General features: G+C 74.7%; 19 protein-coding genes. 10 read left to right on the forward strand and 9 right to left on the reverse strand.

The window, feature by feature from the left end; translation table 11 throughout:
* The first annotated feature begins 41 nt into the window (after positions 1 to 41).
* From ACZ4W5_RS23730 to ACZ4W5_RS23745, 4 genes are read left to right on the forward strand one after another with little or no spacing between them, the layout of a single operon-like run.
* On the forward strand, positions 42 to 1,148 hold the full coding sequence (locus ACZ4W5_RS23730) for an energy-coupling factor transporter transmembrane component T family protein (RefSeq protein WP_465656716.1): 1,107 nt from the start codon (positions 42 to 44) through the stop codon (positions 1,146 to 1,148).
* On the forward strand, positions 1,145 to 2,776 hold the full coding sequence (locus ACZ4W5_RS23735) for an ABC transporter ATP-binding protein (RefSeq protein ID WP_465656718.1): 1,632 nt from the start codon (positions 1,145 to 1,147) through the stop codon (positions 2,774 to 2,776). The genes ACZ4W5_RS23730 and ACZ4W5_RS23735 overlap by 4 nt, the downstream gene beginning before the upstream one ends.
* Positions 2,773 to 3,609: an ECF transporter S component gene (locus ACZ4W5_RS23740; protein WP_465656720.1), complete on the forward strand. Its 837-nt coding sequence runs from the start codon at positions 2,773 to 2,775 to the stop codon at positions 3,607 to 3,609. Before ACZ4W5_RS23735 ends, ACZ4W5_RS23740 begins: the two co-directional genes overlap by 4 nt.
* Positions 3,610 to 3,644: 35 nt before the next feature.
* The gene (locus ACZ4W5_RS23745; RefSeq protein ID WP_465656721.1) at positions 3,645 to 4,292 is read left to right on the forward strand and encodes a hypothetical protein; all 648 of its coding nucleotides are present in this window, start codon (positions 3,645 to 3,647) and stop codon (positions 4,290 to 4,292) included.
* Between the two features lie 137 nt (positions 4,293 to 4,429).
* On the opposite strand, the gene ACZ4W5_RS23750 is transcribed toward ACZ4W5_RS23745, so the two are convergent.
* Positions 4,430 to 4,735, reverse strand: coding sequence for a putative quinol monooxygenase (locus ACZ4W5_RS23750; RefSeq protein WP_360228284.1), 306 nt, complete (start codon positions 4,733 to 4,735; stop codon positions 4,430 to 4,432).
* A gap of 101 nt (positions 4,736 to 4,836) precedes the next feature.
* A complete protein-coding gene (locus ACZ4W5_RS23755) occupies positions 4,837 to 5,292 on the reverse strand; it encodes a hypothetical protein (RefSeq protein ID WP_360228287.1) in 456 nt (151 codons plus the stop codon).
* 362 nt (positions 5,293 to 5,654) lie between these two features.
* Here ACZ4W5_RS23755 and ACZ4W5_RS23760 point away from each other — a divergent pair, with 362 nt between their 5' ends.
* The 3 genes from ACZ4W5_RS23760 to ACZ4W5_RS23770 all read left to right on the forward strand — a co-directional run bounded on the left by ACZ4W5_RS23760 (position 5,655) and on the right by ACZ4W5_RS23770 (position 10,580).
* On the forward strand, positions 5,655 to 6,374 hold the full coding sequence (locus tag ACZ4W5_RS23760) for a tetratricopeptide repeat protein (protein WP_465656724.1): 720 nt from the start codon (positions 5,655 to 5,657) through the stop codon (positions 6,372 to 6,374).
* 228 nt (positions 6,375 to 6,602) lie between these two features.
* Positions 6,603 to 9,449 carry a glycoside hydrolase family 3 C-terminal domain-containing protein gene (locus ACZ4W5_RS23765; protein ID WP_465656726.1) on the forward strand — a complete coding sequence of 949 codons (2,847 nt, stop codon included), beginning with the start codon at positions 6,603 to 6,605 and terminating at the stop codon, positions 9,447 to 9,449.
* 252 nt (positions 9,450 to 9,701) lie between these two features.
* A complete protein-coding gene (locus ACZ4W5_RS23770; protein ID WP_465656727.1) occupies positions 9,702 to 10,580 on the forward strand; it encodes a LysR family transcriptional regulator in 879 nt (292 codons plus the stop codon).
* A gap of 87 nt (positions 10,581 to 10,667) precedes the next feature.
* On the opposite strand, the gene ACZ4W5_RS23775 is transcribed toward ACZ4W5_RS23770, so the two are convergent.
* Together ACZ4W5_RS23775 and ACZ4W5_RS23780 are read right to left on the reverse strand one after the other, a co-directional pair.
* On the reverse strand, positions 10,668 to 10,994 hold the full coding sequence (locus ACZ4W5_RS23775; protein ID WP_188303748.1) for an antibiotic biosynthesis monooxygenase family protein: 327 nt from the start codon (positions 10,992 to 10,994) through the stop codon (positions 10,668 to 10,670).
* A 139-nt stretch (positions 10,995 to 11,133) separates the two neighbouring features.
* On the reverse strand, positions 11,134 to 11,544 hold the full coding sequence (locus tag ACZ4W5_RS23780) for a cupin domain-containing protein (RefSeq protein ID WP_360228299.1): 411 nt from the start codon (positions 11,542 to 11,544) through the stop codon (positions 11,134 to 11,136).
* A gap of 62 nt (positions 11,545 to 11,606) precedes the next feature.
* Between ACZ4W5_RS23780 and ACZ4W5_RS23785 the strand changes: the two genes are divergently transcribed.
* Positions 11,607 to 12,083, forward strand: coding sequence for a MarR family winged helix-turn-helix transcriptional regulator (locus ACZ4W5_RS23785; protein WP_402483782.1), 477 nt, complete (start codon positions 11,607 to 11,609; stop codon positions 12,081 to 12,083).
* 28 nt (positions 12,084 to 12,111) lie between these two features.
* On the opposite strand, the gene ACZ4W5_RS23790 is transcribed toward ACZ4W5_RS23785, so the two are convergent.
* Complete coding sequence (locus tag ACZ4W5_RS23790; protein ID WP_465656730.1) at positions 12,112 to 14,187, reverse strand: MDR family MFS transporter; 2,076 nt, start codon at positions 14,185 to 14,187, stop codon at positions 12,112 to 12,114.
* Positions 14,188 to 14,486: 299 nt separating this feature from the next.
* On the opposite strand from ACZ4W5_RS23790, the gene ACZ4W5_RS23795 reads away from it, so the two are divergent.
* Positions 14,487 to 15,638, forward strand: a complete 1,152-nt coding sequence (locus ACZ4W5_RS23795; protein ID WP_465656732.1) for a peptidoglycan-binding protein — start codon at positions 14,487 to 14,489, stop codon at positions 15,636 to 15,638.
* Between the two features lie 6 nt (positions 15,639 to 15,644).
* Here the strand turns inward: ACZ4W5_RS23795 and ACZ4W5_RS23800 are convergent, their stop codons facing one another.
* From ACZ4W5_RS23800 to ACZ4W5_RS23815, 4 genes are all read right to left on the reverse strand, one after another.
* Entirely contained in the window at positions 15,645 to 16,229 is a 585-nt protein-coding gene (locus tag ACZ4W5_RS23800; protein WP_360228311.1) for a TMEM165/GDT1 family protein, read from the reverse strand.
* A gap of 204 nt (positions 16,230 to 16,433) precedes the next feature.
* A complete protein-coding gene (locus ACZ4W5_RS23805) occupies positions 16,434 to 17,246 on the reverse strand; it encodes an ABC transporter permease (RefSeq protein ID WP_465656739.1) in 813 nt (270 codons plus the stop codon).
* Positions 17,246 to 18,862, reverse strand: coding sequence for a dolichyl-phosphate-mannose--protein mannosyltransferase (locus ACZ4W5_RS23810; protein WP_465656734.1), 1,617 nt, complete (start codon positions 18,860 to 18,862; stop codon positions 17,246 to 17,248). The genes ACZ4W5_RS23805 and ACZ4W5_RS23810 overlap by 1 nt, the downstream gene beginning before the upstream one ends.
* A 228-nt stretch (positions 18,863 to 19,090) precedes the next feature.
* Positions 19,091 to 20,404, reverse strand: coding sequence for an MFS transporter (locus ACZ4W5_RS23815; RefSeq protein WP_465656736.1), 1,314 nt, complete (start codon positions 20,402 to 20,404; stop codon positions 19,091 to 19,093).
* 142 nt (positions 20,405 to 20,546) lie between these two features.
* Here ACZ4W5_RS23815 and ACZ4W5_RS23820 point away from each other — a divergent pair, with 142 nt between their 5' ends.
* Complete coding sequence (locus ACZ4W5_RS23820) at positions 20,547 to 21,128, forward strand: MarR family winged helix-turn-helix transcriptional regulator (protein ID WP_360228320.1); 582 nt, start codon at positions 20,547 to 20,549, stop codon at positions 21,126 to 21,128.
* Positions 21,129 to 21,299: the final 171 nt, after the last annotated feature.

Consider the following 21,299-nt stretch of genomic DNA (forward strand, 5'->3'; position numbering starts at 1 on the left):
CCTGCCGTGGCACGCCCCGACCCCGTTCCCAGGACAGATCCGTGAGCAGCACCATCCGCAGCACCCGCCCGCCCGTCGGACCGCGCCAACTGCACCCCGGGGCCTGGTGGTTGTGGGCCCTCGGGCTGGGCGCGGCGGCGACCCGCACCACCAACCCGGTGCTCCTGCTGCTGCTCGCCGCGACCGCCGGGTACGTGGTCGCGGCGCGCCGCGGCGACGCGCCCTGGTCGCGTTCGTACGGGGCGTTCCTGCGCCTGGGGCTGCTGGTGCTCGGAATCCGGCTGGTCTTCGCGGTGCTGCTCGGCTCGCCCGTCCCCGGCACTCACGTGCTGTTCACCCTGCCCGAACTCCCGCTCCCCAGCTGGGCGCAGGGGGTACGGATCGGCGGGCGGGTCACCCTCGAAGGCCTGCTCGCGGCGCTGTACGACGGGCTGCGCCTGGCCACCCTGCTGATCTGCGTCGGCGCCGCCAACTCGCTGGCCAGCCCGGCCCGACTGCTGCGCGCCCTGCCCGGCGCGCTCTACGAGGCGGGCGTGGCCGTGGTGGTGGCGATGACCTTCGCGCCGAACCTGGTCGCCGACGTGCGCCGGCTGCGCGCCGCCCGCCGGCTGCGGGGCCGCACCGACAAGGGCGTCGCGGCCGTGCTGAGCGTCGGACTCCCCGTCCTGGAGGGCGCCTTGGAGCGCTCGATCGCCCTGGCGGCGGCGATGGACACCCGCGGCTTCGGCCGCACCGCCGACGTGCCGCGCCGACTGGCCCGGGTGACGGCCGCGCTCACCCTGGCCGGGCTGCTCGGGGTCTGCCTGGCCGCGTACGGGCTGCTGACCGCCGGGGGCGCCGGCTGGGCGCTGCCGGTGCTGCTGCTGGGCCTGGCCGCCGCCTTCGCCGGGCTGCTGCTCGGCAACCGACGGTCCGTCAGATCCCGCTACCGGCCGGATCCCTGGGCACTGCCGGAGTGGCTGACCGCCGGTTCCGGGGCCGCCGTGGCCGCCCTGTTCACCTACCTCGCGACGCGTGATCCGGCCGCCTTCGCCCCCACCGTCGTCCCGCCGACCGTCCCCGAGCTGCCGCTGGCCGCCGTTCTGGCCGTACTCCTCGGCCTGGTACCGGCGTTCGCCGCCCCGACCCCGCCCCGGAGGGCATCGTGATCACCTTCGAGCAGGTCTCCGTCCGGTACGCGGACTCCGCCGCCCCGGCGCTGGCGGGCGTCGACCTCACCGTGCCGGAGGGCGAACTCTGCCTGCTGGTGGGCCCCTCGGGCTCCGGCAAGTCCACCCTGCTGGGCACGGTCAGCGGCCTGGTGCCGCACTTCACCGGCGGGGTGCTGCACGGCCGGGTCACCGTCGGCGGCCGGGACACCCGCGAGCACCGGCCGCGCGAACTCGCCGACCTGGTCGGCACCGTGGGCCAGGACCCGCTGGCGCACTTCGTCACCGACACCGTCGAGGACGAACTCGCCTACGGCATGGAGTCGCTGGGTCTGCCCGGCGACGTGATGCGGCGCCGGGTCGAGGAGACCCTCGACCTGCTCGGCCTCGCCGACCTGCGCGACCGCGCCCTGGGCTCGCTCTCCGGCGGCCAGCAGCAGCGCGTCGCGATCGGCTCGGTGCTCACCGTGCACCCGCGCGTCCTGGTCCTGGACGAGCCCACCTCGGCACTCGACCCGGGCGCCGCCGAGGAGGTGCTGGCCGTGCTGCAACGGCTGGTGCACGACCTGGGCACCACCGTGCTGATGGCCGAGCACCGGCTGGAGCGGGTCGTCCAGTACGCCGACCAGGTGCTGCTGCTGACCCCGGGCGAACCGCCCGTGCTGGGCGAGCCCGCCGAGGTGATGGCGCACTCCCCCGTGCACCCGCCGGTGGTCGGCCTCGGCCGGCTCGCCGGCTGGCGGCCGCTGCCGCTGTCCGTCCGGGACGCCCGGCGCAGGGCCGCCGCGCTGCGCGCCGAGCTGGACGGGCGCGCGCCCGGCGGCCCGTCCGGTCCGTCCGGTCCGTCCGCTATTCCGTCCGCCGGGCCGTCCGCCCCGATCGCCGCCGTCGACCGGCTGGCCGTACGCCGCGGCCCGGTCCAGGCCCTGCGCGGGGTCGACCTGGTGCTGCGCCCCGGCGAGATCGCCGCCCTGATGGGCCGCAACGGCGCCGGCAAGTCCACCCTGCTCGGCAGCCTGGTCGGCCTGCACGCCCCCGACTCCGGCCGCGTCACCGTCGGCGGCCGCACCCCGCACCGCACCCGCCCCGCCGAACTGATCCGGCACGTCGGCCTCGTCCCCCAGGACCCGCGCGACCTGCTGTACGGGGAGAGCGTCGCCGCCGAGTGCGCCGCCGCGGACGCGGACGCCGGGGCCGCCCCGGGCAGCTGCCGCGCCCTGGTCGAGCGCCTGCTGCCCGGCATCGCCGACACCGCCCACCCCCGGGACCTCTCCGAGGGCCAGCGGCTCACCCTCGCCCTCGCCGTCGTCCTCACCGCCCGGCCCCCGGTGCTGCTCCTGGACGAGCCGACCCGCGGCCTGGACTACGCGGCCAAGGCCCGGCTGGTCGAGATCCTGCGCGGGCTCGCGGCCGAGGGGCACGCCGTCCTGCTGGCCACCCACGACGTCGAACTCGCCGCCGAACTCGCCCACCGCACCCTGATCCTGGCCGAGGGCGAGATCGTCGCCGACGGCCCGACCGCGGAGGTGGTGGTCTCCTCCCCCGCCTTCGCGCCGCAGGTCGCCAAGGTGCTCGCGCCCGGACCGTGGCTCACCGTCCGGCAGGTCGCGGAGGCACTGCACGCATGAGCAACAGACCCGTACCGCTCGGCCGCCGCTCCGTCGCGGCGCTGTCCCTGGTCTCCCTGGTCGGCGTGACGGCCTTCGGCTGGCCGCTGCTCGCCTCCACCGGCTCGGCCCTGGTCGGCCACTCCGCCGACGCGCCATGGCTGTTCGCCCTGCTGCTGCCACTGCTGCTGGCCGTCGTCATCGCGCAGATCTCCGAGGGCCGTACGGCGGGCGGCGGGGCGCCGGGCCTGGACGCCAAGTCCGTCGCCCTGCTGGGGGTGCTGGCCGCGGCCGGCGCCGCGCTGCGGCCGCTGGGGGCGGGGACGGCGGGCCTGGAACCGATGTTCTTCCTGATGGTGCTGTCGGGGCGGGTCCTCGGCCCCGGCTTCGGCTTCGTCCTCGGCTCGCTGTCGATGTTCGCCTCCGCGCTGCTCACCGGCGGGGTCGGGCCGTGGCTGCCGTTCCAGATGCTCGCCATGGGCTGGGTCTGCCTCGGCGCGGGCCTGCTGCCCGGCCAGGCCACGCTGCGCGGCCGCCGCGAACTACTGCTGCTGGCGGGGTACGGCGCCGTCTCCGCCGTCCTGTACGGCACGATCATGAACCTCCAGGGCTGGCCGTACATCGGCGGCCTGGCCGGCTCCATCTCCTTCCACCCCGGCGATCCGCTGCCCGCCAACCTGGTCCGCTTCGCCGCCTACTGCCTCACCACCTCCCTGGGCTGGGACCTCCCGCGCGCCGCCCTCACCGTCGTGCTCTGCCTCACCCTGGGCACCCCCGTCCTGCGCGCCCTGCGCCGGGCCACCCGCCGTGCGGCCTTCGACGCCCCCGTCGACTTCCGGCCGCCGCTAGGGTGACCGTTCGAACCGAGCAGCAGAACGGGAGTCCCCCAGTGTCCGACGCACCCCTCGCCCCCGAGCCCGACCTCGACGAGCCCGAGGACGACGAGGACACCCCCTGGATCGTCGCGAGCTGCCCCGTCGGCCCCGAGCTGGCCGCCCGGCTGGTGGCGATGGCGGACCTCGACTGGACGGACGGCGACGCCGGCGAACGCGCGATGACCGACGCCGGCTGGCGCTCGACCGGCGACCACCTCGGCGAGCTCAACGAGAAGGCCTGCACACCGGCGGGCCACCTGGTGTACGGCGACGACAGTCTCTTCCTGCCCTTCGCCTACGAGTACTACGTCGACCCCGACGGCGGGATGGCCGAGGACTTCTGGGGCACCCTCCCCGGCTGGCAGCGCAGCACCGACCAGGACACCGACACCTTCAACGAACAACTGGACGCCGTGGCAGAGCAGTTCACCACCCTGCTGGGCCCGCCCGATCACGACCTCAGCCACCAGCGGGAACCGCACTCGAGCTACCGGTGGCGGTACCGCGTCTGGCGCCGCGGCGACAACGCCCTGGTGGTGGCCCCGGGCATGGACCCCTTCTCGTACTGCCAGTTCGAGCACGCCTTCGTCCAGATCCGCCCGCTCCCGGCGGACGCACCGCTGCCGCCCGCCGAGGAACTGCCGGACTTCTTCACCTGGTAGCCGCCGGCGGACACCGCGCCCCTGCCCGGCGGACACCACACCCTGCCTGACGGGCCAGACGGTCCGCACGCCCGGGTCGGTTGGCCCGGGCGTGCGGACCGTGCGGACCGTGCGGACCGCGCGAGGAGGACGCGCGGTCAGATGAGGCCCTTGGCCGGGTCTCCGGCGGGGAAGGCGTCCAGGACGGCGACGTCGGCGGGCTCGGCGAGGGCGGCGGCGAGGACCGGGCCGAGCGCGGCCAGCGGCGCTCCGGCGCTGTGGGCGTCGAGGGCGGCCCGGTCGGCCCACTTCTCGACCACGGTGATCCGGTCGGGGCCGGCGTGGACGGCGTAGAGCTCGCAGCCGTCCTCGGCGTGGATGGCCGGGGCGTGCTGCTCGAAGGCGGCCAGGACTTCGTCGCGCCGGCCGGGCTTGGTCCTGATCGTGGCGATGACGACGGGCATGCAACTCTCCAATGATGGTGTGACGATCATGCTATCGACCCAGCGAGGGGCCCGAGTTGAGCGGAATCGGCCGGCGCCGGCAGGACTCAGCGATCCACGACTCACCAGTCCAGGGCGGACCGGGCCAGGGCGCCGAGCCCGAGGGCGGCCGGGAGTTCGACGAGGAACGCCATCGCGAGGGCGGTGTACCAGGCGCCGCCGCCCTCGGCGGTCATCACGTCGAACCAGGCGTCGAGGAGGAGCAGGGTCGCGGCCGCGGCGGCGGCCAGGGCGGTCAGGCGTGAGCGCCGGACGAGCAGCCTGGCGGTGGCGATCAGACCGGCGACCTGCAGGACATCCATGCCGATCCACACCGTGGACCAGTTCCTGACCTCGGCCTGCCCTCGGGTGGCCGACCCGAGGACCAGGATCCAGGCGAAGAGCAGGAGTGAGACGGCGATCAGCGCCCCGCCCAGGAGTGCGCGGGAGCGCTCCGCCGTCGGATGCGCCGATCCCAGGCGGTCGAGCGCCGCCCGCACCGGCCGCACCGGCCGACCGTCCCCCGTTGTCGTTTTCATGATCGAGAATCTACCCACCCCCTCGCGGGACCCGGCGGGCGGCGCCCGGGGGCCGGGACCGTAGCCCGGTCCCGACGGGTACGGCGACCGCTACTGGGCCCTGGCCACCGGCGCGCCTGCCGCCCGGGGCGGCACCCCGGGCACCCCGCTGTCATCGCCCGGTCGTGGTCGACGGGGGGGTACGAGGTGGGACTGCTCCAGCAGTGGCGGGACTCCAAGGCGCAGGAGCTGCACCGGGAAGGCGTTCGCCTGCTCAACGGGGGGCGCGCGCGGGACGCGGAGCCCGTGGCCCGCGAGGCGGTCCGCATCCGCTCGAAGGTGTTCGGCCCGGATGATGCCGCGACCCTGGCGAGCCGGGTGGTGTGGGCGCGCGCACTCGAACGGCCGCCACCGCCACCGCGGGCGACGGCAGTGCCCGCGTGCTCAAGGCCAGGTCCGACCGGGCGCAGGCGCTCGTCTACCTGGGCCGCTTCGAGGAGGCCGAGGAGCAGGCCGGGGCGCTGATGGAGGTCGCGGCCTCGGGCGGGCCCGGCGCCGTGCCGCTCGGGCTGGCCGCGCGGAACGCCCTGGTGTTCTCGCTGACGGCCGGCGGCCGGGCGGTCGAGGCGGAGGCCGAGGCCCGCACCGCCCTCGACCACGCGGCGGGCGTCCCGGGCCTGGACGCCCGGTTCCTCCTCACCGCCCGGCTCGGCCTGGCCCGCGCCCTGAACGCACAGGGCCGCCACGACGAAGCGCTGCCGATACTCCGCCCCGCCCTCGAACGCGCCACGGCGGACTCGGTCGGCGAGGAGGAGTTGGAGGCCGCGCTCCACCTCGTCGCGGCGGTCTCGCTGCTCGGGTCGGGGAAGGACGCGGCGCAGTCCCTGGAGAAGTCCTCGGAGCTCTGCGGGCGCACGCTCGGGCCGAACCACCACCGCGCCCTGGAGGTCGGCACGCTCCGGGGCCGGGTCCTCGCCGCGCAGGGCCGCCTTCCGGAGGCCCGCGAGGTCCTCCGGGCCAACGCCGCCGCCTGGCAGGAGCACTTCGGTGCGGGCCACCCGAAGACGCGGACGGCCCAGCAGGCCCTGGCGGAGCTGAGCTAGCCCCGGCCCCCGCGTAGCACCGGCCCCCGCCTCAGGGGCGGCGGGCCCGGGGGCGGACGGCCCGGGGGCGGACGATGGCGCGCGCACCGCCCGGCGCGCGCCCCGGACATACCCGACACGCCCTGGCGCGCCACCTGCCGTCCGGGGCCGAACCATCGTAGATTTGACGGATCGTCACTTTTAGGCCCGCCCGGCCGTCCACGACTCCGTCGATCGGTGGTGGTTGCCATGCGACGTCCCTCCCTGCGGATGCGGATCCTCCGGATCGGCCTCGGCGGCTGCCTGCTGGCGGCCGCCACGACCGGCAGTGCCGCAGCCGAGCCGAGCGAACGCCCGAAGGACGCGCCGGGTTCGCCGGAGCAGCGGATCGAGAGCCTCCTCGCCCAGCTCACCACCGACGAGAAGGTCACCCTGCTGCGCGGCCGGGACGCCCCCTCCGGGGTGGACTCCGTCGGCTACGTCGCGGGCGTACCCCGGCTCGGCATCCCGCCGCTGCTGCTGACCGACGGCCCGGCCGGGGTCCGGGACGGCCGCCCGGCGACCGCGCTGCCCGCACCCGTCGCGCTGGCCGCCGCCTTCGACCCGGTGCTGGCCGCCCGGTACGGCGACGTGCTGGGCCGGGAGGCTCGGGCGCGCGGCTACCAGGTGCTGTACGCGCCCATGGTGAACATCGTCCGGGTCCCCCAGGGCGGACGGAACTTCGAGACGCTGGGCGAGGACCCGTACCTCGCCGGGCGGCTCGCCGCCGCCGAGGTGCGCGGCATCCAGGCCCAGCGCGTCGCCGCACAGGTCAAGCACTACGCGGCCAACAACCAGGAGGACAACCGCCAGTCGTACGGCTCGGAGGTGGACGAGCGCACCCTGGCCGAGGTCGAGCTGCCCGCCTTCCGGGCGGCCGTGCGGGAGGGCCGGGCCTGGTCGGCGATGTGCGGCTACAACCCGGTGAACGGCATCTGGGCGTGCGAGAACTTCCCGCTGCTGCGCGACGTGTTGAAGGGCCGCTGGGGCTTCGACGGGGTGGTCGGCTCCGACTACCCGGCCACCCACTCCGCCGTCAACGCCGCCGCGGGCGGGCTGGACCAGGAGTTCGGCGGTTCGAGCTACTTCGCCGCCCTGCCCGCCGCCGTGGCGGACGGCCGGCTCGCCCCGGCCGTGCTGGACGACCAGGTCCGCCGGGTGCTGCGGCTGATGGCACGCACAGGGGCGCTGGACGGCGGCCAGGCGCCCCCGGTCGATCCGGCCGCCGGAGCGCGCGACGCCCGGACGGCCGCCGCTGCCGGAACGGTTCTGCTGCGCAACGAAGGGTCCGCCCTGCCGCTGGACGCCGCCCGGCTCAAGTCCGTCGCCGTGATCGGCCCCTGGGCGGACCGCGCCTACACCGGCGGCGGCGGCTCCTCGCACGTCACCCCGTACGCCGAGCAGACGGTGACGCCCCGCCAGGGCATCGCGGCCCGGGTCGGCCCGAACACGGAGGTGCGCCACGACCCCGGCGACGACCCGGCCTCGGCGGCCGCGGCAGCCACCGGCGCGGACGTCGCGGTGGTGGTGGTCGGTGACCAGGAGACCGAGGGCGCCGACCGCGGCTCGCTGGGCCTCGCCGCGGCGGACGAAGCGCTGATCCGGGCCGTCGCCCGGGCCAATCCGCACACCGTGGTGGTGCTGAACACCGGCGGGCCGGTCACCATGCCGTGGCTGGACGCGGTCCCCGCCGTGGTCGAGGCCTGGTACCCGGGCGAGCAGAGCGGCGCCGCGCTCGCCGACGTGCTGTTCGGCGACGTCGACCCGGCCGGGCGGCTGCCCGTCACCTTCCCGACCTCCGCCGACACCACCCCGATCCGGGACGCCGCCCAGTACCCGGGCACGGACGGCGTCTACCACTACACCGAGCGCCTCGGCGTCGGCTACCGCTGGTACGACGCGAGCGGCACCGCCCCGCTGTTCCCCTTCGGCCACGGCCTCTCGTACACCACCTTCGCCTACGACGGCCTCACCGTGACCGGCCCCGACCCGGCCGGCCGGGTGCGGGTCGGCTTCGACCTCGCCAACCGGGGCACCCGGACCGGCACCGAGGTGCCCCAGCTGTACCTGACCTTCCCGGCCGCGGCCGGCGAACCCCCGCAGCAGCTCAAGGCCTTCGACAAGGTCACCCTGGCGCCCGGCGCCTCGACCCACGTGGAGCTGCGGCTGGACCGCTCCGCCTTCGCCGTCTGGGACGAGGGCGTGCACGGCTGGGGCGTCCCCGGCGGGCGGTACGGTCTCACCGTCGGCTCCTCCTCCCGCGCACCCCGGCTGCGGGGCACCGTGGACGCCCCCGCGTCCCCCGCCGTCTCCACCTGGTCCGGGCGGATCACCGGCTCCGACGGCGCCTGCCTGGACGCCTCGGCCGCCGCCGGGGACGCCGACCGGTCACTGGAGGCGACGAGTTGCTCGGGTGCGGCCGCCCAGGACGCCACCGTCGGCTCGGACGGCAGCATCGGCGTCCTGGACGGCTGCCTCACCCCGGCCGGCTCCGCCGACGGCGCCGCCGTCCTCCTGCGGGACTGCACCCGGACCGCCGACCAGGAGTGGCGCAGCGGCCCGGACTCCTCGCTGCTGAACCCGTCGACCGGCCGGTGCCTGAGCGTCACGGACGGCCGGCTGCTGCTGCAGGCCTGCACGGCGAGCGCCCAGCAGCGCTGGACCACGCCCAGCCCCAGCGGGCCGCTGACCGGCATCGCCGGGCAGTGCACGGACGTCGACGGGGCGCACACCGCCAACGGCACCGCCGTCCAGCTCTACCACTGCAACTCCACCGGCGCCCAGGACTGGACCGTCCGCCAGGACGGCTCGCTCCGGGCGCTCGGCAAGTGCCTGGACATCACCGACGGCCACACCGCCGCCGGCACCCCCGTCCAGCTCTACGACTGCAACGGCACCGCCGCCCAGCGCTGGCTCCCGCACCCGGACGGCACCCTGGTCAACCCGGGCTCGCAGCGCTGCCTGGACGCCCGGGGCGGCAGCAGCGCCGACGGGACCAGGCTCCTGATCTGGGACTGCGCGGGCAGCGCCAACCAGCTCTGGAAACTGCCCGCTTGACCGTCCCACCCGCTCGACCCGGTCGGCCACCGCCGCCCCGGGTCGAGCGCCGGCTCCCACGGCCCGCCCCCGGAATCCGCCCCACCGGCGATCGCGCGCGCGGCGTTCGGAATGCCCGAACGCCGCCGTACGCTGTCCCGCGACACCGGCAGGATCATCGCGAACACCTCAACACGAGCCGCAGCACGAACCACCAGCGGGCCGAGCGGGCCCGCGACCGCACGCGGGCGTTCGGGGGGACCGGAGAAACCAGTGGAACTTCGTCAGTTGCGCGTCTTCGAGGCCGTGGCCACCCACCGCACCGTCACCGCCGCGGCCGTGGCGCTCGACCTGGCCCCCTCCTCGGTCTCCGAGCAGCTCCGCACGCTCGAAAACAGCCTGGACACCGAGCTGTTCGGCCGCGCCCCGCACGAGTTGAGCCTCACCGCGGCCGGCGAGCGGCTGCTGCCCTGGGCCCGCAAGCTGCTCGACCAGGCCGAACAGGCCCGCCGGGAGGTGGTCGCCGACCGCGCCCGGCTCCGGCTCGGCGCGCTGGCGACGATAGCCGCGACCCACGCCCCGGCCGTACTGGCCCGGCTCGCCGAACGCCGTCCCGGCCTGGACGTCGCGCTGCACACCGACACCGCCCGGGACGCGCTGCTCGACGGCGTCGCGGCCGGGGCGCTGGAGGCCGCCCTCATCCTGGACACCGCCGGACCGCTCGGCGAACTCGGCTTCTACCTGCCGCCCGCCCCGCTCGACCACCTCGACCTCAGGGACGTCCCGCTCGCCCTGGTCGCGGCCCCCGCCCACCCGCTCGGCGGCGCCACCGCCCTCACCCGCGAGGACCTGCGCGGCCAGCGCCTGCTGGTGAACGCCCCGGCCTGCTCCTTCCGGCTGGCCGGCGAGCGACTGCTCGGCAACGACGTCGAACGCGTCCGCACCGGCGGCGTCGCCGTCACCCGCGCCTGCGCCGAACAGGGCCTCGGCATCGCCCTGCTCCCCGACTTCGCCGTCCGGGAGCCGCTCGCCTCCGGCACCCTCGTCCGCCTCCCCCTCGCTCCCCCGCCCCTCCAACTCCGCCTGGTCTGGCGCGCCGACCGCGAGACCGTCCCCGGCCTACGCGCGACCCTGTACGCCGCCGCGGCCTGAACTCCCTTGCCGGACAAGGCAAGCAAGCAGACGAACGGCGCGCCCCGGAACCCGGGACGCGCCGTTCGCCGCCTACCCACCGCCGGGTCAGGCCTTCGGACCCGCCGACTGCACGACCTCGAAGGACCACAGCGTGGACCCGGAGGCGGCCGGCCGCTTCGGGGCCTCGCCACCCTCGCCGCCACCACGGTGGGCGGCCTGCATCGGGCCCTCCATCCAGGCCTTGAAGTCCTCCTCGCTGCGCCACCGGGTGTAGACCAGGTACTGGTCGGTCCCCTCGACCGGGCGCAGCAGTTCGAACCACTCGAAGCCGTCGGAGTTCTCCACCGCGCCGGCCCGGGAGGCGAAGCGCTGCTCCAGCACCTCGCGCTGCTCGGCGGGCACCGTCAGTACGTTGATCTTGACGACGGACATGCCGCTCCTCACTGATCCGCCGGGGCCCGTACGGCCGTCGGCTCGGTTGCTCACGAGCAGTCTGCTACACCTCACACCCGGCCCGGGGCGGGCGCTGCGGGCCCAGGGGGCCGCAAGGGGCAGGGGGCGGGGCGCCGGATCAGGCGATCCAGGCCGGGAGGAGGCGGTCGGCGTCGCGCGGGGCGAGGGCGCAGGCGCCCTCGGGGGTGCGGGCGTCGGGGTTGTAGGCGTGGGAGGGGGACGGGGAGGCGACGAGGGCGGTGAAGCCTTCGGCGGTGGTGATGCGGCGGGGCAGGTCGGCGGGGAGGGCGAGGGTGTCGCCGGCGGCGACGGTCAGGGTCTCGCCCGCGAGGTCGACCTCGGCCGAGCCGGCCAGCAGGGTCCAGATCTGCTCGGTGTCCATGGCGTGCAGCGGCCCCTGTCGGCCGGCGGGCATCTCGACCCGCCACTGGGCGAGGGCGGTCGCGCCCTGGGTCGGCGAGGCGAGGGTGGTCATGACGGCGTTCGGGGTCTCGGTGCGACGGGCGTCGGCGGAGCGGATCACGGGCATGGTGAAGGAACCCCCTAAGATGGACAATGGAGTTGTCTATATGGTCAATGAGGTTGTCTATCGTGTCAAGCGAACCCGCCCCGCCCGGCTTCGAGCTGCCGCTGCGCCTGCTGCTGGCCTTCCGCACGATCATCGACGAGCTGCACGAGCGGATCGCCCGCGAAGGACACCCCGACCTGCGCCCGATGCACGGCTTCGTCTTCCAGGCGATCGGCCCCCAGGGCACCACCGCCGTCGAACTCGGCCGCCGGCTCGGCGTCTCCAAGCAGGCCGCGGGCAAGACCGTCGAGACCCTGGAGCAGCTCGGCTACGTCGAGCGCGGCAGCGACCCCGCCGACGCCCGCCGCAAGGTGGTCCGGCTCACCGACCGGGGCGTGGACTGCCTGGTCCGCTCGGCGCGGATCTTCGAGGAACTGCGCACCGAGTGGTCCGCCACCCTCGGCGAGGAGCAGCTCCGCCGGATCGAGGACGGCCTGCGACTGCTCGCCCCCGGGGACCCGTTCCGGCTCGACACCCCGCGCTGGTTCGGCAGCCCGTGAAGGAACACCGAACCGGTGCGAAGGGCGGCTAGAACGACCGCCCCTCCCCCCGGTACGGCGGCTGCGGACCGGTCGGCGGATCCGGCCGGTCCCGCCGGTCGGCGCAGAGCGCGGAGCTGAGCCGGGTGAGGAGTGCGGCGAGGTCCTCGTACTGCCGCTCGTCCCAGTCCCCCAGCAGCTCCGCGAGCTGGGTGCGCCGGGCGGCGACCAGGCGCAGCGCCACCTCCGCCCCCGGCTCGGTGAGCCGCAGCGGCAGGCCGCCGGTGCGGGCGGCGAGGCCGCGGCCCTCCACCTCCCGGACGGCCTCCTCGACGACCGGGACCGGGACGACCCGCCGCTCGGCCAGTTCGGCGGGCTCCACCGAGCCGTGGTGGTACATCTGCAGGAGCAGCCAGCTGGAGGCGGGCCGCAGGTCGAGCCCGGCGGTGGCGGTGATCCGCCGGAAGAGGTCGCGCCGGGCCTCCCGGGTGCCCAGGACGGACAGCGCGCGGGCGATCTCGTCCAGGGAGGAGCGCTCGACCGGGTTGATCCCGATCGACTCGCTGAGGTCGGGCGCGGTCACCGTGGAGCGCAGCTTCTGCTCGCGCAGGAACAGCGACAGCACGAAGGCGAGCACCGCGACGGGCACCGCGTACAGGAACACCCGGGTGATCGACTCGGCGTAGGCGTGGTGGACGCCGGCCTGGACGGCCGCGGGCAGCCGGGTGATCAGGCGCGGGTCGGCGGTGATCGCCTCCACCCGGAAGCCCGGCGGCAGCGGCTGCCCGGCCAGGGCGTCGGCGAGCCGGGAGCGCAGGCCGCTGGCGAAGACCGTCCCGAAGATGGAGACACCGAAGGAGGCGCCGATGGAGCGGAAGAAGGTGGCGCCGGCGGTGGCCACCCCGAGGTCCTGGTAGCCGACCGAGTTCTGCACGATCAGCACCAGCACCTGCATCACCAGGCCCAGCCCGAGGCCGAAGACCAGGAAGTAGAGGCTCATCTCGGCGGTGCCGCTGTGCTCGTCGAGCCGGGAGAGCAGCAGCAGGCCGACCGCGGTGACGGCCGTCCCGGCGATCGGGAAGACCCGGTAGTGGCCGGTGCGGGCGACGATCTGGCCGGAGCCGATCGAGGTGAGCAGCATCCCGAGCACCATCGGCAGCATGTGGATGCCGGACATGGTGGGCGAGACCTGCTGGACCACCTGGAGGAAGGTCGGCAGGTAGGTGAGGGCGCCGAACATCGCGAAGCCGACCACGAAGGAGATCACCGCGACCAGGCTGAACGTCCGTGAGCGGAACAGCCGCAGCGGCAGGACGGGCTCGGCGGCCGAGCGCTCCACCTGGACGAAGACGAGCAGCAGCGCCAGTCCGAGCACGCCCAGGCCGACGACCTGCCAGGAGCTCCAGGCCCAGGTGGTGCCGCCGAGCGAAGTCATCAGCACCAGGCAGGTGGCGACGGCGGCGATCAGCGCGGTGCCGAGGTAGTCGATCCGGTGCTCGCGCCGGACCTCCGCGCCGTGCAGCACCGCCGCGATCACCACCAGGGCGACCACGCCGATCGGCAGGTTGACGTAGAACACCCAGCGCCAGCTGAGGTGGTCGACGAACAACCCGCCGAGCAGCGGCCCGAGGACGCTGGTGACGCCGTAGACGGCGCCGAAGAGGCCCTGGTACCTGCCGCGGTCCCGGGGGGCGACGAGGTCGCCGACGATCGCCTGGGAGAGCACCATCAACCCGCCGCCGCCCAGGCCCTGGAGCGCCCGGAAGGCGATCAACTCGCCCATGTCCTGGGCGACTCCGCAGAGCACCGAGCCGATCAGGAAGATCACGATGGAGGCCTGGAAGAACCGCTTCCGGCCGTACATGTCGCCGAGCTTGCCCCAGAGCGGGGTGGCGGCGGTGGAGGCCAGCAGGTAGGCGGTGACCACCCAGGAGAGGTGCTCCAGACCGCCGAGGTCGCTGACGATGGTGGGCAGCGCGGTGGAGACGATGGTCTGGTCGAGGGCGGCGAGCAGCATCGCCAGCAGCAGGGCCCCGATCGGCACCCAGAGGTTGGGGACGGTGACCTCGGGCGGGCCGGGCGGGTGCGCCGGGCTCCGCTCGCTCGCGGCGCGCGGCTCCGTCATGACGTCTCCACAGGCGGCATGGACTCTCCGTCGGGTCGCGGGGCCGGACGACCGGACGCCCAGGTGGATGATCACTCCCCGTTTCCCATGCTGGCAGATATGTCCCGTTTTGATCCGCCGGGTTGAGCCGAACGTAAGCACCGGACCCGTCGCACACGTCCCGGCGGTTTCCCCGGGGGCCAACCACCACCAACCGGCACAACACCCCCGCCGGGCGCCGGACGCCCCTGTCCCCCCTCCGGGACGTCCTGCATAATCAGGCCCGATCGCGAGACCCGAGAACCGAGGAGGACCGGCCGATGCCGGACCAGCACTGCCCGACGTGCGGCACCGCACGCTCCACCGGGTGCAGCTGCCTCCCCGACCGGGGCCTCGACGAGACCGCCGTGCTCCCGCACCTGGAGGGCCCGCCGCTGGTCCGCCCGTACGTGCCCCAGGCGCCCGACCAGGTCGCCGACGAGCCGCCGCTGACGGCCGACCCGTTCGCGACCACCGTGCTGCCCCCGGTCGCACCGGCGCAGCCGATGACGCCTCCGGTGCAGCCGATGACGCGTCCGGCGCAGCACCCGCAGCAGGCGCAGCACCCGCAGCAGATGCAGCCGCCGGTCACGCCCCCGCTCGGGCCGGACGCCGACGCCTACGCGACGACCGTCCTGCCGCCCGTCCCGGGCCCCGCGCCGGACGCGTACGGCAACGGCGCCACCACCGTCCTGCCCCCGGTCCCGTCGGATCCCCGGCCCGGCCCGGGCGCAGCCGGGGAGGAGCTCGGCTACTTCCCGTTCGACCACGGAGCCCCCGAACCCGACTCCGCCCCCACCGGCGGACGGGCCGCGCGCCGGGCCGCCGAGCAGTCCGAGCGCGCCCCCTTCGCCGGGCGCAAGGGCCTGATCGCGGCCGTCGGCGCCGGACTGCTGGCGCTCACCGTCGGCCTCGCGTACGCCGTGACGCCCTCCTCGGAGCCGACCCGCCGGGCCGAGCCGGCGCCCACCACCTCGCTCGCCCCCGCCCCGGTGGACCCGCCGACCGTGGCCGCCCCGGCGCCCAGCGCCCCCACGCCGACCCCCGAGACGCCGAGCCCGAGCGCCACCCGGTCGGCCAGGCCGAGCCCCACCAGGACCCCCACCCCGACGCCGACGCCCACCCCGACCCCCACCCCGACGCCGACCCCGACCCCCACGCCGACCCCGACGCCCACCCCCACGCCGACCCCGACCCCGACGCAGACCCCACGGACCCTGCAGATCGGGATGTCCGGCGTGGACGTCTCGGCGATGCAGACGAAGCTCGCGACCGTTCTGTGCTGGATGGACGTGCCGGTCAACGGCACCTATGACAGCGAGACCGCCGGCTACGTCAGCTACTTCCAGCGGATGCAGGGGGTCCAGGGCGACAAGAAGGGCGTCTACGGTCCCAACACCCGCGCGGCCCTGGACAACCGCACCACCTGCTGACCACCGTCAGCCGGTGATCGCCCCGAAGATGCTCACCCCGGCCAGCACCACCATGATCGCCGCCGCCACCCGGATGATCAGCTTCATCGGCACGTACTTGAGCAGCTTCTGCCCGCCCACGATCGCGATCCCGCCGACCGCGCAGAGCGCCAGCCAGGAGCCCAGGCCGACGGCCAGCGGGTCGGCGTACTTGGCGGCCAGGTTGGCGGTCATGATCTGGGTCAGGTCGCCGAACTCGGCGACCGCGACGACCGCGAAGCTGGTCCCGGCCACCTTCCAGAAGCGGTTCGAGGACGGCTCCTTGGCCGCGTGCCCTTCCTCGTCCTCACCACCGTGGAACAGCAGCATGGCCGCGCCGACCAGGAACAGCACCCCGGTGACGCCCTCCACCCAGCGGTGCGGCAGCAGCGAGAGCAGGTGCCCGGCGACCAGCGCCAGCACCACCTGGACCAGCATGGCGGCGGCCACGCCCGCGAAGACGTAGCTCGCCCGGTACCTGGTACCGAGCACCAGGCTGGCCAGCGCGGTCTTGTCCGGCAGCTCGGCCAGGAAGATGATGCCGAACGTCAACGCGGCAACGGTCACACTCATCGGAGGAACCCCTCGGTCGGCTGCCCGGCCTCCGCAGGTCCGTCAGGGGACGCTTCGGCCCGACAGCACTGGAAATGGTCACAGCACTGCGGCCGAAGGTCTCGCCGGCAGCCGCCGAGCCGGCGGTGCCCCGGGCGCCGGGCCCCTGGGGGCCAGTATGTCGACGGTCCGGTGGAGGGCTACTCCCCTTCAACGCGCCCCAGCCTACCCGACGCCGTGGCCGCCCGGTCCGGCGTCGGCCGTCACCAGCCCCCGCCCGACCAGCTCCAGCACCACCACGATCGCCACCGACTCCACCGCCAGCAGCCCGATCAGTACGAACAGCTGCACCGCGCCCGCCTGCACCGGCGAGGCGCCGCCGAGCAGCATCCCGACGAAGGCGCCGGGCAGGGTGACCAGGCCGACGGTGCGGGTCTGGTCCAGCGCCGGGACCAGCGAGGTCGCGGCCGCCGTACGGCAGATCTCCAGCCGGGCGTCCCGCTCCTCGAAGCCCAGCGCCAGCGCCGCCTCCACCTCGCCGCGCCGCTGCCGCAGCTCGTCCAGGGCGCGCCGGCCGGCGAGCGAGGTGGCGGTGAGCCCGCCGCCGATCAGGATTCCCGCGACCGGGATCACCGACAGGCCCTTGAGCGGCAGCAGCCCGACGGCCGGCAGCAGGACCAGCACCGGCAGCACTCCCGCGCCGATCGGGGCCGCCGCCCAGACCCAGCCGGGGCCCGAAGTCATCCGCCGGCCGGCGGTGCGCACCGCGACCGTGAACATCAGCAGCACGAACAGCGCCGACCACCACAGCGAGGCCACCACCCAGCTGATCACCACGGCGACGGCGGCCAGTTGGACGACCGCCCGCAGTCCGGCCCGCGCCACCGCCCGCCCGTGGCCGAGCAGACCCCGGCCGGCCACCGCCACGGCGGCCAGCAGCAGCAGCGCGGTGACCACCCCGAGCACCGGGGTGACCGGCAGCAGCTGCCCGCTGCCGGAAGCCGCCAGCGGTACGGGGGCCGGTACCGACAGCGGCATCAGATCCAGCTGGTGAACCACATCCGGTCCTGCCAGGACGACATCGGGATCACCTCCGCCGTGTACAGCGGGTAGAAGAAGGCGAAGCAGCCGACGATCGCGAACACGATCAGCCCGGCCGCGACCGCCCCGTACCGGCGGCGCTCGGGAGTGCAGCCCACCGGGCCGAGGATCGCGCCGAGCAGCTGGGCGACGGCCAGGCACAGGAACGGCACCAGCACGACCATGTAGAAGGAGAAGATCGTCCGCTCCTGGTACCGGAACCAGGGCAGGTAGATCCCGGCCACCGCGCACAGCACGGCGCCCGAGCGCCAGTCCCGGCGGAAGAACCAGCGCCACAGCAGGTAGACCAGCGCGAAGCAGGCCGCCCACCACAGGAACGGGGTGCCCAGGCCCAGGATCTGCGCCGCGCAGCCGCCGGGGGCGGTGCAGCCGCGCGTCCCGGTCGGCACCTGCTCCCAGTACATCGAGACCGGGCGGCCGTCGACCAGCCAGGCGAAGGGGTTGGACTGGTAGGTGTGCGGGGTGCTCAGGCCGGTGTTGAAGTCGTACATCTGCGAGTGGTAGTGCCACAGGCTGCGCAGCGGCGCGGGCACCCAGGTCATCGGGACCTGCGGCAGCGGGATGCCGAAGGCGTGGTCCGGGGAGAGTCCGGCGCGGCCGTCCGCCCAGTGCCGGTCGTAGCCGCCCCCGTCGCCGGCGCCGCTCGCCAGCCAGCCGCTCCAGGCGCCGACGTACACCACCAGGGCCGAGCCGACCATGGCGAGGAAGGCGGGTACGGCGTCCCGGCGCAGCATGGAGCGCCAGGGGTGGCGGGCGCCGGCGGCGCGGCGGCCGGACTGGTCCCAGAGCACGGTGAGGACGCCGAAGGCGGCGAGGATCGGGGCGCCGTTCCACTTGACGGCGCAGGCGGCGCCGATGAGCACCCCGGCGGCGATCCGCCAGGGGCGCCACCCGAGCCGCACCCCGTCGCCGTCGGTGACCCCGGCGAGCCGGGCGCGGACGTGGTCGCGGTCGATCAGCAGGGCGCCGAAGGAGGCGAGCACGAAGAACATCTGGATGCCGTCGAGCAGGCCGACCCGGCTCATCACCAGCTGGAGGCCGTCCACGGACATCAGCAGGGCGGCCGTGCAGCCGACCAGGGTGGAGCCGAAGAGCCGGCGGCCGATCCGGGCCAGCATCAGCACGGCGAGGGTGCCGAGCAGGGCGGTCATGAACCGCCAGCCGAAGGGGTGCAGTCCGAACAGCTGCTCGCCGACCGCCATCACCCACTTGCCGAGCGGCGGGTGGGCGACGAACTCGGGCGCGGAGCTGAGCGGGACGGACTGCGGGACGGCCAGGATGTCGGCGTTGGCGTGGTCGGGCCAGGTGCCCTCGTAGCCCTGCTGGAGCAGGGACCAGGCGTCCTTGGGGTAGTACGTCTCGTCGAAGACGAAGGCGTTGGGGTAGCCGAGGTTCCAGAACCGCAGCAGGCCGGCGAAGAGCGCGACGGCGATCGGGCCGAGCCAGCCGGAACGGTCGGCCGCCCAGCGCAGCAGGCCGCGCGGGGCCAGTGCCGGGTCCGGTTCGGCGGTGGCCTGGACCGCCGGGGGGTGCGTGAGCGCCGCTTGCGTCATAGCCTCGCCGATTCGCCTGTCTGCGGGGCCCTGGGGTTGCTGCACCGGGCCCGGGTCTGCTGCCCCGGCCGGGGGCCGGGCGGTCAACAGCCACTGACACTATGTGGCGGTGCCCGGGAAGCCAAGCGCGACGGGCGCCGACCAGGTGACCTGGTCGGCGCCCGTGCGAGCGGCCGTACACATGGCCGCACAAGCGGCCGAATCACGCGGCCGATTTGCTCAGCCGAATCACGCGGCGGTCTGCAGCTCCCGCTCCCGGACCGGGGCCGGGGTGCGGACCACGGCCGGGGCCGCGTTGTCCTGCTCGGCCGTGAGGTACGGGCGCAGGCGCAGCGCCAGCACGACGATCAGCAGCGTCGAGCCCGCCATGGCCGCGAGGTAGAGCGGCCAGGTGCCGGAGCCGACCAGCAGCACGCCGACGGCCGGGCCGACCGCGATGGCGATCTGCTTCACCAGGGCGTACCCGGCGTTGTAGGTGCCGAGCAGCCGGGCCGGGGCGAGGTCGGCGACCATCGGGCCCATGGTGGGCGCGAGCAGCGACTCACCGACGCCGAACAGGGCGTAGATCGAGACGATCGCGACCGTGGCGGCCATGGTCTCGGTCCGGATCAGACCGGCGACCAGGGCCATCGCCCAGGCGGCCAGCCAGACCAGGCCGGCCGCGGCCATCGCGGCGGTGCGGCGGCGGCGCGCCGTGATCCGCACCATGAACATCTGCAGCACCACGATGGTGACCGCGTTGGCGCCGATCGCGAGGCCCAGGGTGGAGGGCGCGGTGCCGACGGTGTCGGTGGCGAAGGCCGCGACACCGGACTCGAACTGGCCGTAGCAGGTGAAGAAGATCAGCCCGGCGAGGACGCAGAGCCGCACCATCGCCTTGTCGGCGAGCAGGGCGCGCAGGCCGGTCGGGCCGGTCGCCGCGCCCTGGACGACGCTCAGCTGGGCCTTCGGTATCCGGGCGGTGCCGGTGACCAGGGCCAGGCCGAGGAAGGTGACCGCCTCGATGGTGAACAGCCGGGTGAGGCTGGCCGGGTCGGCGACGTTCACGATCTGCCCGCCGACCAGCGCGCCGATGCCCATGCCCAGGTTGACCAGGGTGAACTGCAGCGCGAAGGCGTGCGAGCGGGTCGCGGCCGTCGAGCAGCGGACGATCATCGTGGCGAGGGCCGGCTGGCAGGTGGTGACACCCGCGCCGAACAGGAACGAGGAGACCAGCAGGGCCGGCGTGCCGGTGGCGTGGCCGAAGGCGAACGCGCCGGTGGCGGCCAGGGCCGCACCCGCCAGCAGCACCGGACGGGGACCGTACCGGTCGATGCCGCGCCCGGTGAACGGGAGGACGGCGAGCGCCGCCAGCGCGAAGACGGTGAACACCATCCCGGCCGCCACCGAACCCAGCCCGCGCACCTGGTCCACGTACACGAACATGTACGGCATCGTGAACCCGCTGCCGAACGCGCTGAGCGCGTTGCCGATCTGGACGCGGCGCAGCGGGCCGCCCGCCCCACGTCGCTGCTGCCTCTGCTGCTTCACCGTGCCGGTCACCGTGCACATCCCTTCCTGTTTCCACTGGAACTCTTGAGCCCAGAAGATTTCAGACCTAAACTCTGCCGAGATAAAGTCTTAGCACTGGAAGGCTGCGGAGTCAAAGGCTTAAGGAGTGCACGCCCGTGCGACACTGGTCCGCATGACTACGGACAAGCCGTCGCCGGCTGCTGACAAGCCGCCGAAGGCCACTCCCCTGGAGCTCGGCATCGCCGAGCAAGTGGCCCTCTACCAGCGGGAGTTCCCCACCGTCGACCCCCAGGTCGAGACGATCGTGCAGACCCTCAACCGGGTCTCCCGGCGGATGGGCGTCGCGTACGACCGGCAGCTGACTGTGCTCGGGATCACCTCCGCCGAGTGGGAGGTGCTCAAGGCGCTGGTGGTGAGCGGGAGCCCCTACCGGCTGGGCCCGGGCGAGCTGGCGAAGCGGCTGGGGCTCACCCCGGCCGCGATGACCCACCGGATCGACCGGATGGTGGCCGAGGACCTGGTCACCCGGGAGCGGGACGAGTCCAACCGGGTGCGGGTGATCATCGAGCTGACCGAGAACGGCCGCGACAAGTGGCTGGAGTCGATGCGGATGGCGGCGGTGTTCGAGGAGGAGCTGCTGCAGGACATCAAGGGCGAGGAGCGCACCGCACTGTCCGGCCTGCTGGCCCGGATGCTGCGGCGGATCGAGGAGAGCCAGCCGGACGCGCTCGGGCGCACGGCCGACCTGGCCTGAGCCGCGGTCGCGGGTCCGGGCCCGGAACGACGTCGCGGTCGCGGGCCCGGAACGACGGAGTCCGGCCCGCCGGGGGGGCTCCTCCCCTGGCCCGGGCCACCTGGTTGGGTTGGCTGTTAGGGAGGTCTTGCCGGACCTGGGGGACTCGCGGATGGCGGGGTAGGAGGGGTG

This window comes from Kitasatospora sp. NPDC029367, assembly GCF_055569135.1.